Source organism: Halobacterium zhouii, assembly GCF_021249405.1.
Taxonomy (GTDB): Archaea; Halobacteriota; Halobacteria; order Halobacteriales; family Halobacteriaceae; genus Halobacterium; species Halobacterium zhouii.
Window position 1 is genome coordinate 1,106,892 of record NZ_CP089593.1, and the last position, 13,474, is coordinate 1,120,365.

The window sequence follows — 13,474 nt, forward strand, 5'->3', positions numbered from 1 at the left end:
GAGTGCACGGGAACGGGCGGTGGAGAGACCACGCGCGCGCGCAGCCAGCGGGCTGAACGGTTCTGGGTAGGCAGTCGGGGGACGGTCAGACGACGAACAGCAGCGGCATCATGCCGACGACGCCGGCGGTCAGTCCGGCAGTGAGTTCCGGCGTGCCGTTGCTGGGGAGTGTGGCCCCGGCCTCGCGGGCCTCGGGGATGAACTCGTGGAACACCAGGAACACCATCGCGCCCGCGGCGAAGCCAAAGCCCAGCGGGAGGAACACGCGTGCGACTTCGACGAACGCGAACGCGATGACCGCGCCGATGGGCTGGGGGAGGCTCGTGAACACCGCGACGCCGACGAGTTTCCACCGGCGCATCCCCTGTTCGTGGAGCGGGATAGACACTGCGAGCCCTTCCGGGATGTTGTGGATGGAGATGGCGAGCGTGATGAACACGGCGAGCAGGGGGACGCTGAAGCCCAGAATCGGGATGCCGCCCTCGAGTCCGACGTCGGCGAAGGAGACGCCGACAGCAACGCCCTCGGGGAACGAGTGGACGGTAAGCACGCCCGCGATGAGGACGAGTTTCTCGAAGTCGCCTTCCGCGATGTCTCGGGGCGCGAAGTCGTACGCTTCGACGACGCGGTGGGCGACGACGACGAGCGCGACGCCCGCGAGTGCGCCCGCTCCCACTTCGACGGGTGTGCCGTAGGCGAGTCCTTCGCGGAGGAGGCCGAACCCGGACGCCGCGAGCATGATGCCGGAGGCCAGTCCCCAGAGGCCGACCCGCCACCGGTCGCTGACGTCCTCGACGAAGAAGAAGGGGAGCGCGCCGAGCCCCGTCGCGAGGTCGGTGAGCAGTCCGGCGACGAAGACGAAGCCGAGCGCAACGAGGAAGTCCATACCGGAACCACGAACGCCCGGAAGATAGTTTTTACGAACCGGGAAGAATAGTTTTGGCAAACCTAAACAGATGCGGCGTGAGGTGAAACCGCGTGGGTTGATGGACCACCGTCCGATTCACGATGCATGGACGAACAGGACCGCGTTTCGGCGTTTCTCGACGAACACAACCTCCACGCGCCGCCGGCACACCGCGTCCTCGACCTCGTCAGCGAGACCGGCGAGCTCGCGAAGGACGTGAACGTCGCGACCGACTACGGGGAGAATCCAGGTGAGGCGACCGTCCAGGAGGACGAACTCGGGGACGCCCTGTTCTGTCTGCTCGCGCTCGCGGACGAACTCGACATCGACGCCACGGGCGCACTGGACACCGCGCTCTCGAAGTACGACGACCGGATCGAGGAGACCGATGATGCCGGATCGAAGGACTGACGCGAGCGCTCACACCAGCGCCGACGGCTCCACCCACACGACGAACTGATCGTCCCGGCGGACGACACCCCGACTCGTCTCCGTCTCCGCCGCGTCGTCGACGTCCTCGGGCGTCACCGATTCGACCTCGTGGACGTCGTCGACGAGCAACCCCGTACTCTCCTCGCTGGACAACACTACGATGCGGTTGCCGTCCGTGCTGCCGTCCACGTCGAGTTCGACGCGCGGGTCGACCACCGTCGTCGTCTCGCCCCGGAGGTCGACGACGCCGACCACGTTCTCCTCGGCGTTCGGAATGGGCGTGACGTCCTCGGTCGCGTCGACGATTTCGTCCACGTGCGCGATGTCGATACAGTAGCGACCGTCCTCTAGCGAGAAAACAAGTACGTCTGTCCCATCGTCTGTCATACCGGCGACTCTGCGGGGGACGGAATTAAGCGTTTGGTCTATCCGAACCCCGACACTCTTTTTTCCCTCGGTTGATATCGTCAGTTCGATGGACCCGGTGGAAGTGTTGCGGGTGCTCGGCAACAAGTACAACGCCGAGATCCTGCAAGCGACGCACTCGCCGAAATCCGCCCAGGAGCTAAGCGAGGAACTCGACATTCCCATCGCCACCAGCTACCGCCGTATCGAGGAACTCAACGACCACGACCTCCTGAAGATGGAGGGGAAAGAGCTCTCCGACGAAGGGCGCCGGACGAAGGTCTACCGTCGGCAGATCGACGAACTCACCATCGAGTTCGGCGTCGAGGAGACGGCGGTCGAGACCACCGAACGGACGGAAGCCAAGAACGCGCTCGTCGACGTCTGGAGTGACCTCCGCACCGAAGGGTAGGCTTCGACTGGCACGTCCAACGGCATCGGGAAGCTGAATTCCTCGACCGGGGTGCGCGCACTCTGGCCAATTCTCCCCGCTAATAATCGCAGGCTTACATTTATACGGTCGCCCGCGAATCCACGCACGCCCGAGAAATGCGCTCTATCGAAGCACTCTACCTGGCGTTCAGCGCGACCCTCGCCGCGGCGGGACTGAGCATGGTGGCGTTCGCGACGCGCGCGTACGTGAACACGGGTCGCGACTCGATGAGACACCTCTCGGCCGGGTTCGGTCTCGTCGTCGCCGCCGCCATCGGCACCACTGTCGCCGCGTTTCTCACGGGTTTCCAGAACACGCGGACGCTACTCACCGTGAACTACTTCCTCACGACGACCGGCTACATCTTCGTGATGTACAGCATCGTCGTTGCCGAGTGACAGGCGCCTGCCTACGAGAAGCGGGATTTCACGCGGTCGAACAGTTTTACGCGGCGCTCCGACGCCGCCTCGTTCTCGTCGAGTCCCGCCTCCGAGATGAGGTCCTCCAGGGGAATCTCGTAGACCGGCCCGTCTTCGCCATGCGTCTGCGCGTGCTCCGGTTCGGAGGCGTCGTCCTCGGCCTCACCCGTCTCCGGGTCCACCCACTCGAACCCCGCAGAGTCGTCCGCCTCGTCCTCGGGTTCCGGCGGTTCGATGCCGATGCTGTCCGCGAACTTCGCGGCGAGTCGGTCGTAGGCGCGGGACGCCGGGCTGTCCGGTCGTAGACTCACGACCGGTGCTCCCTTCCGGGTCGCGAGTTTCACGGCGTCGTCGTCGGGCACGCTCGCGGTGACCGCGTTCGTCGTGCCGAGCGCCGCCGCGATGCCCTCCACGTCGTCGAACCCGCCGTCGCCCGTCTGCGTGAACACCGCGCCGACCACTGGCTTCTCGAGTTTGCCGACCAACCGGCCCGTCTTCGTCGCGTCGTTCAACGAGGAGAACTCCGCCGTCGTCACCAGCAACACGCCGTCGGCGACGGACATCGCCATCGCGATGTCGTAACTCAACCCTGCACCGGCGTCGAGCAACACCACGTCGCTCTCGTCCCGGAACCGCTCGACGACCCTGTGGAGGGACTTCGCGTCCGCCTCCGCGAACTGCTCCAGCGCCGTCGACCCGGGAACGAGCGTGACGCCGTGCGTCTCGTAGGCGGCGTCCATCGGCGACGCGTCGCCCGACAGCACGTCGTGTAGCGTCTCCTCGGGGTCGACGCCGAGCAGTCCAGAGAGGTTCGCCATTCCGAGGTCGACGTCCACGACTGTCACGTCGAACCCGTCCTCGGCGAGCGCGACGCCGAGGTTCGTCGTGGTCGTCGTCTTCCCGACGCCGCCCTTGCCGCTGGCGACGGCGAACACGTACCCGTCTCCGGACTCGTTCATCGTGACGTTGGTTGCGTGCTACGGTACATAAGTGTGGCTCCGTGGGTCACACGCTCAACAGCGTGCCGACGAGTTCCAGCGTCCCCGCGCCGATGAGCGCGGAGATCCACGTCAACAGGACGAAGTGGATGTACGCGTTGACCTGATGGCCGCCGTCCACGACGCGCACCGTCAGCGAGGACAGCACGGAGTTCACGAGCACCGTCAACACGAGCAGGTACTTGATGACCTGGATGTCGTAGACGTCGGTGTGGATGATGCTCCCGAAACTGAACGCCGAGTTCGAGAAGTCGAGGTTCAGCCCGGAGAGCACGGACACCACGCCAAGCCCGATGAAGAACGCGAACGTCGCCGCCGACGTGATGCCGTAGAGCACGCCGACCATCGTCGTCGCCGCCTGCGTCCGCTGCTCGCGCAACTGGAGCACCTCGTGCATGTTCCCCGAGATGAGATCCCCGAGGTGTTTCGGGTCGCCGCCCATCTGGCGGCCGACGAGGTACATCTCGCTGAACTTCTGGATCAGGTTCGAGTGGGCGTCTGCGGTGAAGTGGCGCCACGCCGCCGAGGCGTCCACGCGCAGGTTCAGGCGCTTGTAGAGGTCGTCGATGAGGCCGGTCAGCGCCCCGAAGTCCTTCTTCCGGAGCGTCGACAACACGCGATTCGTGGTCGTCTGGCGCGCGGTCTCGCTCGCCCCGAGCGCGCGGATGAAACTCGTGAACTCCTCGTCGCGTTCTTTCACCCGTGACTCCACGATGCGCGCGGCAACCCCCGGAATCAGGAGCGGCGTCGTCGGAATCGCGGCGTACAGCGGCAGCGGAATCGAGTTCGGGTCGACGCTCGTCCACTCCATGAGAACGGCGGCCTCCGCGACGACGAGGGCCACCGAGAGGGCGCCGCCGACGGCAGTCGCGATTCGAAGCCGCCACTCCGTGCTCGTCGTGCGGTCGGTCGGGAAGTACCACAGCGGGTCGGTCGGCGAGATGGTGTAGATGGCGTAGAGGAAGCCAAACTGGACGAACGAGTACATCACGACGACCGAGGAAACGGTCATCGTCGGGTTCGTCCCGGAGAGGATGGGGAGCACCGTCGCGAACACCAGCGCGAACGTCACGGACAGCACCATCGACAGGTAGAGGTCCTTCATGATCTGGAGGTTGTCCAGTTGCCCCTCGTAGACGGTGGCGTAGTTCCGGATGATGGCGTCCTGCTCGCTCGTCAGGTACGACTCCAGGCTCTGACCGGAGTTGATGGTGTACGCGAGTCGGTCCAGAAAGTCCGCGACGAGTTTGCTCGGCACCTTCTTCGCGCGCATCCGGCACGCGTCGTCGAGGCTCTGGTTCCATCCGTCGATGAGTTGCACGATTCGCCGAGCCTCCTCCGCGAGCGGGCCGTACTCCTCCTCCGCGCCGATGCGACGGAACACTTCCACGCGGTCGATGTTCGTCGTCGACAGCACGGTCATGTGCGTGACGAACAGGTGGAACTGCTCTTCCATGCGCTTCTTGCGCTGGTCCTGTTTGATCTTCGGGTAGAGCACAGCACTCACCAGACAGAGCAGGCCGAGCATCGGAACCGGCACCGCGACGAACAGGGGTAGGGTCACCAGGAGAACGGCGGCGACGGACGCGGCGAAGAACACCACCGACGGCACGACGATGAACGCGGTGTACTGCGACGCCGGCATCCGCATGCTGCGGTAGGACTCCGCGATCGACTCGACGGCGTCGCCGAGATTCAGTTTCTCGAGCGTTCCCTGTTCCTCGACGTCTTCCGTGGCCATGGAGCTAGAACCCGCGCGAGATGGTGAAGGGAAGCCCCTCCACGCCGTCGCGCTGGAAGGACTTGATGGTCTCGTTGAACTCGTGGTACCCGATCAGGTCCTCCTGGATGATGCGCTCCATGATGTCCGCGCGGAAGTCCAGTTCCTCGTATATCTCGCGGGTGTCGGCGTACCCGAGCAGGGTCGCGATCTGCTCCTCGAGGACGTAGGAGTTGTTCCGCCCCTGGAAGACGATTTCGTCCTCCACGGGGTCCCAGTAGAACGCCTGCCGGGTGACGACCCCGCCCATCTCCTTGGAGTACCCCTCGATCTCCTGGACCGAGGTGACCCGGCGCAACACGTCGTCGCCCTGCTTCACGCGGTTCTGGAACAGCGCCACGTCGCAGTTGTCCATGAACGTCTCCGGGACGTTGATCGGTTCCCCGGTGAACCGCTGGATCATCGAGACGATGTCGCTCGCGTGGAACGTCAACATTACGGGGTGACCGGTCTGGGCCGCCTGGAACGCCATCCGGCCCTCCTCACCGCGCACCTCACCGACGATGATGTAGTCGGGGCGCGAACGCAGGGCGGCCGCGACCAGGTCGAACATGTCCACGTCCGCGGAGTTCTCGCCCTGTCCCTCGCGCGTGAGCAACTGCTGCCAGGTGTCGTGTGGCGGCAGCACTTCGGCGGTGTCCTCTGCGGTGTAGATCTTCGAGTCCCGTGGGATGAACGCCATGATGGAGTTCAGCGTCGTGGTCTTCCCGGACGCCGTCTCCCCGACGACGAACACCGTCTGCTCGTTCTCCAGACAGAGCCAGAGGTACGCCGCGAGCTCCGGCGACAGTGTTCCCCACTTCGTGATCTGGCCGACCGACAGCGGCACCTCGTCGCCCTGGCGGATGGTAAGCGACGGCCCCTTCAGGGAGACGTCGTCGCTGTAGATTATGTTGACACGCGACCCGTCCGGAAGCGTCGAGTCCACGATGGGGTCGGAGTCCGACACAGGGTCGCCGATGCGCTCACCCATGTTCCGGAGCCAGCCGTCGAAATTCTCCTCGTCGCCGAAGTCGACGGTGGTTTCGAGCATCCCGAACGTGCCGTGGTCGACGTAGCAGTGGCTCGGCCCGATGACGTGGATGTCCTCGTTGAACGGGTCACGCATCACCGGTTCCAGCGGCCCGAACCCGACGATGTCGCGGTTCAACTGGTAGCGGATGTTCTCGTATGTTCCCTGAGAGACGGGGATGCGTCCGAGGCCGAACGCCTCCTCGAGTGCGTCCCTGACCAGCGGCATCGCCGCGCGCATCTGGGTCGCGGCCTGCTTCGGTGCGGTGGCGACCTGGCGAGCGCCAGCCTTCATCTGTTCGCTCGAGAGGTCGCTCGAATCCATCGACATCTGGCCGCGGGAGTTGCCGGCCATGCGGTCGGCGAGCGTCGACGAGTCGAAGTTCCGCACCAGCGACCCGAGGTTCCGCGGGAGCGTGCGCATCTGCTGGATGACACCGCCGCTGCCGTCGTCGTCGATGCGAACAGTCTCCTCCAGGAGTTCCTCGATGCGGTCGTCGTACTCCGCCTCCATCTCCGGAGCGGGTTTCGTCACCGACTTCTCGAGGATGCGCTCCCGGACGTTCCCGAACACCGCTGCTTCCGGACCCGAAAGCTCCGGTTCGATGGTGTAGTACTTGGTGTCTTTCCCCAGGTCGCCGTAGACGTGACAGAAGATGGGGCCGCCCACGGGGTAGAGCACGTTCGGCTTGTTGGCCTCCCACTCGTCGGTCGGTTCGTCGATGAGTTCCGGGAACTCGCCCGTGAACTGCTTGAACCGCTGGAGGTACTCGCCCAGATGGGTGTGGCGACTCGCGGTCTCCCGGAGTTCGTGCCCGATCTGTCTGCTCCCGTGGTCTGCCATGAACTCTCACTCAAGCCACGCTTCTGCTCTCGATGACGATTCCGGTTCCCGAGCGCACGGAGTACCCGATGGTGTCACCGACCTGCTCGCCCATCCCCGCGAAGCGTCGAACGGCGATGGAGCGGCGCACGTCGTTTCCAACCTCCGCCATCTGTAACTCCAGATACACGTCTGCGATCGACCGGAACGGCCCGATAGCCTCGTCGTCGACAGTACTCGGGTCCACCGTCAAAACGATGACCCTTCCTTGCGATACGATATCCCTAAAGAAGGAAATGATTTCGAGCGCCGCCTGCCGCTCGTCGTTCTGCCGAACCAGCGCCTCGAACTTCGGGTCGTTCCGGAGGATGGCGTCGAACGTGTCGATGACAACGACGTCGCCCTGCCACATTCCCTCGGCGTCCATCAGGCGCTTCAACAGTTGCTTGCGGTCGCCTTCCTTGGCCTCGTCGCCCGTCCGGAGCGCACTCTGTCCGGTGTCGACGTCGGCGTGCAAGAACAGGAGGTTCTCGTTCAAGAGGTGTTCCTCGACGTTGTACGACAGCGAGTGCATCTGGTCGATGAATCCCCTGACCGTGAGTTCGGTCGAGAGCATCGTCACCGACTCACCAGCCTCGCAGAGTCCGTACGTGAACCGCTGGCTCAACGCGCTCTTCCCCGCGCCGTAGTCGCCCTCGACGAGCACGATGCTGCCACCCGGAATCCCGCCACCGAGTTCGTTGTTCAGCCGGTCGTGTCCGTCGAGGCCGAGCGAGTAGAGGTTCTTTCCAGTCATGTTCTGAACCGAAGCGTCTCGCGGTCACCGTTCATGATGACCACCACGCGGTGGTCACCCGACGACAGATCCACACCCGTCGCGTTCACGCGCGCGACGTTACCGACGGTCCACGAGTCGCCGCTGACCACGGTGACGTTCTTCGACGTCGCGTACCTGCCGTCGACGATGATGGATATCAGTTCGGGGTCCGGAGCCAACGTCTGTGACCCCGTGTTCTTCACCAGTAGTGTGAGCGTTGAGTTGGTCTCGTCGTAGATAGCGGCCGGACTCCCCGGGTCGCTGATGATCTCCACGTCCGTCCGGATTTCCTGGCTGACGTCCGCACTCCTGTCACCGAGCGCGCTGCTCAGTCGCTGGACGCCGCTCGTCATCGTCCCCGCGACCGACGCCGCGACGAGGAGGCTCGCGATGAAGATGATGAGCGTCGAGGAGGAGACACTCGCCACTCAGACCCCCTCCGTCGCCGTGTTACCCGACGGCGTAACCACCTTGACCCGGTCGGGGCGACTCGACTGATTCATCACGATGGTGTACGTCTCCCCGGGCAACCACAGCGACGTGTCGGTCGACCCCTCGACGTTCCACGAAGCGTACGCCGAGCGAGCCACGAACGACCCGTCCACGAGTAGGCTCGTCCCGTTCACCGACAGCGACGTCGCCCCCTCGTTTGTCACGTTCACCACCAGTTGCTCGTCGCCGCTCCCGTTGTAGGAAGCGTTCGTGACGTCGATGGCGGTGTTCCGTCGCTCGAGCACCCGTTCGGCGTGCCGGTCGTCGGCGGTCTGTACCTGCTCGTACCCGTTGTACGCCGCCGAGTACAGCACGCCGACGCTCATGAACGCGGCGAGAAAGATGATCGCCGCGGACCCACTAACGCTGAATCCCATTCCTCTGGAGGTCTTCGCAGCGGTCGATGATGGAGCGCTCGATGTCGCCACTCGCCAACTCCTCGATGTACTCGAGGCTCTCGAGGTGGTCGTCCATCGTCAGTTGGGTCGTCCCGAACTCCTCGCGGTAGAGGTAGTCCGAGTCCGTCAACCCCTCGAGGAGGTCGAAGAGGTGGTCTCGAACCGGTTCGCCGATCCACCCGATGCGCTCGTAGTAGTTCAACGTCCGGACCGTGTTCTTCGGGCCGAACTCCGAGAGCAGGTACTCCAGGAACTCCAGGGAGACGACGTCCGCGAGATACCCCGTCGGCGGCTCCGCGAGGTGGGGGCCGTCGCTCTGCGACCGGAGGCCGAGGGCTGGCGCCGACGGCCCGTCGTCGGGCGACTCCTCGCCCGCGTCTGTAGTGACGTCGTCTTCGTCGAACTCGAACTCACCGGTGTCGTCCGAAGCCGTCTCGGTCTCTGCGTCCGCTTCGAGGTCCGAGTCGTCGAACCCGATGTCGTCTTTCTCTTCGGCCTCGATGCCGTCTTCGACGTCGTCGCCCTCGGCCCACTCCGCGTCGCCCGACTCGTACTCTTCTTTGAGTTCCTCGAAGGACGTGCCACCCCCCGATTCGTCGTCCACGTCATCCTCGTCTGCGTCCATCTCACCGTCATCCATCTCACCGTCGTCCATCTCGTCGAACTCTCCACCGAGTTCGTCGTCACCGAACTCGTCCTCCCCGAACTCCCCGTCGTCGAGTTCCTCGCCTTCGTCGAACGCGTCGTCGTCGAAGAAGTCGTTCGCGTCCGCGTCGGCGATGTCGGCGTCGAGTTCCTCCTCCTCGTCCTCGTCGCCCTCCTCGTCGTCGAACAGACCGAAGCTCTCCGCACCACCGCCGCCGCCGACGCCGCCCGCCCCCTCCACGTCGTCGACGAACGGATTGACGCCACGAGTAACCATCTCGTAGATCTCCAGAAGCTTCCGGACGTTCTCCTCGACGTCGTCGACGCTCTCGCTGATCTGTTCGTTCTCGCTCCGGACGGTGTTCGCCTTCGAGGAGACGTTCGATACCTCAGTCTCCAGTTCCTCGATGCGGCTTTCGAGTTCGTTCACCGAGGAGTCCGCCCCACCGCCACCGTCGTCCATCCCGTCGAAGGAGCCGAACTCGTCGTCGAAGTCGTCGTCGAACTCCTCGTCCATCCCGAACTCGTCGTCCCCCTCGGGTTGCCCAGAGCCGCCGTCGTCCTCGTCCTCGTCGAGCCAACTGGCCATCCCAACGGCCAGCGTCCCGAACTGGGCGACGGCGAGCGCAGTCGGGGTGAGGTGGATAAGCTTCATTGGCGTGATACAGGTGCCCCCGCCGTAATTAATGTTCTCCCCCAATTCTCAGATAGATGAATCGGGTAACTCGATATTACTAACCTATTAAGCCGTGGGACTGGACGTACAGGCCGTAAGCTGGCCGAACGGTGATTGAACGAACCGCCGCGGAACCTGCGAGAGGCGACAGAAACACTAACAGAAAAAATGACAGCATCGAGAATGTTCTGCGGACGGCGACGGCGGGCCTGACAGAGTGAACACACCTCGAATATCAGGCAGAACCAACGTCAGCCAGGGATCAGTGGAATAGCCACTCCCTGGGACGTCGATGGTCGCTCGCGTGTGAGCTACTGCGTCTCCATCGAAGCGAGTCGGCCGATGAACACCAGACTCAACACGTGGTCTGTCATCCCGAGGTCCTCGTGGTCGTCCGCGTCGGCCGGCCCCGCGAACCCGCGAACGTGGTCGCGGAGCTCCGACGCCGCGCTCTCACCGACCCATCCGATGCTCTCGTAGTAGCCAATGGCCTTCAGCGAGCGCTTCACGCCGCCGCGCTCGAGGAGGAAGTCCAGCCACTCGAAGAGCGTAATCTCTGCCGCGTACTTCCCCGGCATCGACTCGAGATAGGGGCGACTGAGTCGCTCCTCTCCCGCGCTCGACTCCATGAACAGCAACTGTTTGAGCTGTCCGGAGCGGACCGCCTCCTCGACGCTCTCTTCCTGCTCGGAGAGGCGCTCTTTGAGGTCGCGGATGTCGCTGTCGTCGGTCTGCTGTGCCGCTCTCCGCAACTCCTCCGGGTCGTACTCGCGTGGGTTGAGTGTCATTCCTGGGGCTCCTCCGTGGTGAACTCCTGGGTCTCCTCTGTGGTGAGTTGCTCGACGCGGTTACCGAGTTCGTCGACCGCCTCGGACTGCTTCTGCGTCGCCGAGACGATCTGTTCGGACGCCGCCGCTGCGGTCTCCGCCTGCTCCTGGACCTCCTCTATCGTCACAATGACCTCCTCGACAGTGGACGCCTGTTCGTCGTTCGCGCGCGCGACCTCGGTGATGCCGGTCGCCGCCTCGTCGACGGCGTCGGCGATTTCCTCGAGAGCAGTGAGCGCGTCGTCGATTTCGTCGCCCGCGCGATGGATCTGCTCGTGGGATTGGTCGACGGCGACGACCGTCTCGTTGGCCTGCTGCTGGACTTCGTCGATGCTCCCCGCGATTCGCTCGGTGTGCTCGCGCGTCTCGTTCGCGAGTTCCTTCACCTCGTCCGCGACAACCTCGAACCCACTGCCGGCCTCGCCTGCGCGCGCCGCCTCGATGTTCGCGTTCAACGCGAGCAGGTTCGTCTGGTCTGCGACCTCAGCGATGACCTCCACGACGCCCTCGATGTCGTCCATCTTCGACTCAAGTTCGGAGACGCTCTCGACCAGGTCGTCGCTGATCTCGATGACCTCGTCGGTCGCCTTGCTCGCGCTCTCGCTGGCGTCCAGACCACTCTCTGCTGCGGCCTGAGCCTGCTCGGCGGCCGACGCGACCTGGTCGGAACTCGCGGCGACCTCCTGCATGCTCGCGGAGAAGTTCTGCATCTCGCTCGCCGCCTCAGAGAGCATCTGGTTCTGCTCGTCGACCGTCTCCTTGATCTCGTTGGCCTCACCGGCCGCGTCTCGGATGGAATCCTCGAGTTCCCGTGTCTTTCCGTCGACCTGGCCGACGAGTCGCTCGAACTCGTCGGCCATCTGATTCAGGTCGTCCACGACCGCCACGAGGCGCGAATCAACGACGCCGTCCTCGTCGTAGGTCGCACGGGTGGAGAGTTCACCGTCCGAGAGCGCCTGCATCGTCTCCCGGAGTTCGGTCACGAGCGCCTCGATGGCGTTCGCGCGCTCAACGTCCTCGGTCCGGTCGTTGACCGTCTCCACGACGGCGATGAGTTCGTCGCCGTCGAATATCGGGCGGGCCTTTATCGACACCCGGTGTTCGACGCCGCTCCGGTCGAGCAGCGTTCCCCCCTCCTCGTACAGCGTGTACGACGTGTCAGCGCGCTCGACGCCCTCCTCGGCGTCGGCTGCTTCCGGTGACGCCACAACTTTCTCGGCGAGTGTCTCGGTCCCGCTTCCATCGGCGTTCATCGCGCCCGTAGTGTCCGTCGACCCGACGACTTCCTCCGCGGGACACCCGCTGAGGTCGGCCATCGCGTTGTTCCAGGCGACGACCTCGCCGGCGGTGTCGATCATGAACACAGGCATCCCGATGCCGTCGAGCAGTTCGTCGTCCTCGACGTTCAGTTCGTCCTCGTCTTCCACGTCGCCGGACTCCGAGCCCCCGACGTCGCCGAAAGCGCCGACGCCTGTGGCGGCGTCCTCGAGTACGGCCTCCATTCCCGTTCGAAGCTCCCCCTCCGCACGGTCCAGAGCCTGGTCGTCGACCCCTTCCTCGCGGAGGCGGTCGAAAACAGCCGTAACGACCCCGTCGACGGCAGCGTCGTGGCTCTTCACGAACCTCGCCGCGTCGACACCCGCGTCCTCGTACGCGGGCACGTACGTCTCGGTTCCCGGTTTGTTCTGTTCGAAGAGTCCGCCGAGATGGTCAGCCGTCTCTTCGGGAAGTTCCGGGTCGAGGCTCGCGGTGTCGAGTTCGTAGCGCTCTCGGAGCGCCGTGCGGTGCCGGTCGTGTCCGCCGAAGGAGAACTGACCGGCCTCGGTTCCGCCGTCGGACTGGAAGTCCGACGAGGATTGCGGACTGTCGGTCCGCCCACCGCCGTCCGTCGCCGCCGGCTCGGACCCCCGACCGAGCAGTTTACGCAGGGTTCCCAGCATTTGTGCCCAGAAGGGAGCCAGGTAGCTATAAAAGATTTCCCCCACCGTTACCAATTCGTATAATCGCCCGCCCACGCGTCCCCCGCCTAATCGCACACGTTCCTCGCCCGATCGTACACGGTCCCGCACCTCCACAACCTGCGCTCGCAAGTTGTCTGTCTCGCGGTAGCAGCCTATCTCGCGCTCACCCGTGCGCGTGCGTGAAAATGAATAACCGGTCGGACTCTCGAGCAACACAAACGTCGAGTGGTTGGTCAGATCCGAGTTGTCGCGACCGCTCGGTGGTCGCGAGCGCCTCGTCGAAGGCCTCCCCACAGACCGGACACGATACACCATCCCGGTTCTCGAACAGTCGCACCGTACCGGTGTCCCGTCGGAGCTTCAACCGGTGTCTGACGGCCTCGAAATCTATTACGTCGCCCATACGTACGCCCCGAACGACCGATGGTTATAGTTTGGGACCCCGGTGCC

15 protein-coding genes are annotated in these 13,474 nt (G+C 64.5%); 3 read left to right on the plus strand and 12 right to left on the minus strand.

Going from position 1 to position 13,474, the window contains the following annotated elements; all coding sequences use genetic code 11:
- Window positions 1-85 precede the first annotated feature (85 nt).
- Entirely contained in the window at window positions 86-886 is an 801-nt protein-coding gene (locus LT970_RS05685; RefSeq protein ID WP_232688500.1) for a ZIP family metal transporter, read from the minus strand.
- 126 nt (window positions 887-1,012) lie between these two features.
- On the opposite strand from LT970_RS05685, the gene LT970_RS05690 reads away from it, so the two are divergent.
- A complete protein-coding gene (locus LT970_RS05690) occupies window positions 1,013-1,318 on the plus strand; it encodes a MazG nucleotide pyrophosphohydrolase domain-containing protein (protein ID WP_232688501.1) in 306 nt (101 codons plus the stop codon).
- 9 nt (window positions 1,319-1,327) lie between these two features.
- On the opposite strand, the gene LT970_RS05695 is transcribed toward LT970_RS05690, so the two are convergent.
- On the minus strand, window positions 1,328-1,726 hold the full coding sequence (locus tag LT970_RS05695; RefSeq protein WP_232688502.1) for a chemotaxis protein CheW: 399 nt from the start codon (window positions 1,724-1,726) through the stop codon (window positions 1,328-1,330).
- An 88-nt stretch (window positions 1,727-1,814) separates the two neighbouring features.
- Here LT970_RS05695 and LT970_RS05700 point away from each other — a divergent pair, with 88 nt between their 5' ends.
- Window positions 1,815-2,156, plus strand: a complete 342-nt coding sequence (locus LT970_RS05700) for an ArsR/SmtB family transcription factor (RefSeq protein ID WP_232688503.1) — start codon at window positions 1,815-1,817, stop codon at window positions 2,154-2,156.
- Between the two features lie 137 nt (window positions 2,157-2,293).
- Window positions 2,294-2,575 carry a DUF7521 family protein gene (locus LT970_RS05705; RefSeq protein WP_232688504.1) on the plus strand — a complete coding sequence of 94 codons (282 nt, stop codon included), beginning with the start codon at window positions 2,294-2,296 and terminating at the stop codon, window positions 2,573-2,575.
- An 11-nt stretch (window positions 2,576-2,586) separates the two neighbouring features.
- On the opposite strand, the gene minD is transcribed toward LT970_RS05705, so the two are convergent.
- The 10 genes from minD to LT970_RS14695 all read right to left on the minus strand — a co-directional run bounded on the left by minD (window position 2,587) and on the right by LT970_RS14695 (window position 13,427).
- Window positions 2,587-3,555 (minus strand): cell division ATPase MinD, encoded by a 969-nt coding sequence (gene minD / locus LT970_RS05710; protein WP_232688505.1) that lies wholly within the window; start codon window positions 3,553-3,555, stop codon window positions 2,587-2,589.
- 46 nt (window positions 3,556-3,601) lie between these two features.
- Window positions 3,602-5,335: an archaellar assembly protein ArlJ/FlaJ gene (gene arlJ / locus LT970_RS05715; protein ID WP_232688506.1), complete on the minus strand. Its 1,734-nt coding sequence runs from the start codon at window positions 5,333-5,335 to the stop codon at window positions 3,602-3,604.
- Window positions 5,336-5,339: 4 nt separating this feature from the next.
- Window positions 5,340-7,229, minus strand: a complete 1,890-nt coding sequence (gene flaI / locus LT970_RS14740; protein WP_232688507.1) for an archaellum flagellar ATPase motor FlaI — start codon at window positions 7,227-7,229, stop codon at window positions 5,340-5,342.
- Between the two features lie 10 nt (window positions 7,230-7,239).
- Window positions 7,240-8,004: an archaellum protein ArlH gene (gene arlH / locus LT970_RS05725; protein WP_232688508.1), complete on the minus strand. Its 765-nt coding sequence runs from the start codon at window positions 8,002-8,004 to the stop codon at window positions 7,240-7,242.
- Window positions 8,001-8,453 (minus strand): archaellum stator protein ArlG, encoded by a 453-nt coding sequence (gene arlG / locus LT970_RS05730; RefSeq protein ID WP_232688509.1) that lies wholly within the window; start codon window positions 8,451-8,453, stop codon window positions 8,001-8,003. Before arlG ends, arlH begins: the two co-directional genes overlap by 4 nt.
- Window positions 8,454-8,894 (minus strand): archaellum stator protein ArlF, encoded by a 441-nt coding sequence (gene arlF, locus LT970_RS05735; RefSeq protein WP_232688510.1) that lies wholly within the window; start codon window positions 8,892-8,894, stop codon window positions 8,454-8,456.
- Window positions 8,878-10,215 carry a FlaD/FlaE family flagellar protein gene (locus tag LT970_RS05740; RefSeq protein WP_232688511.1) on the minus strand — a complete coding sequence of 446 codons (1,338 nt, stop codon included), beginning with the start codon at window positions 10,213-10,215 and terminating at the stop codon, window positions 8,878-8,880. Before LT970_RS05740 ends, arlF begins: the two co-directional genes overlap by 17 nt.
- Before the next feature lie 332 nt (window positions 10,216-10,547).
- The gene (locus LT970_RS05745) at window positions 10,548-11,024 is read right to left on the minus strand and encodes a FlaD/FlaE family flagellar protein (protein ID WP_232688512.1); all 477 of its coding nucleotides are present in this window, start codon (window positions 11,022-11,024) and stop codon (window positions 10,548-10,550) included.
- Window positions 11,021-13,003: a methyl-accepting chemotaxis protein gene (locus LT970_RS05750; protein WP_232688513.1), complete on the minus strand. Its 1,983-nt coding sequence runs from the start codon at window positions 13,001-13,003 to the stop codon at window positions 11,021-11,023. Before LT970_RS05750 ends, LT970_RS05745 begins: the two co-directional genes overlap by 4 nt.
- A gap of 184 nt (window positions 13,004-13,187) precedes the next feature.
- A complete protein-coding gene (locus LT970_RS14695; protein ID WP_432419606.1) occupies window positions 13,188-13,427 on the minus strand; it encodes a DUF7385 family protein in 240 nt (79 codons plus the stop codon).
- Between the last annotated feature and the right edge of the window lie 47 nt (window positions 13,428-13,474).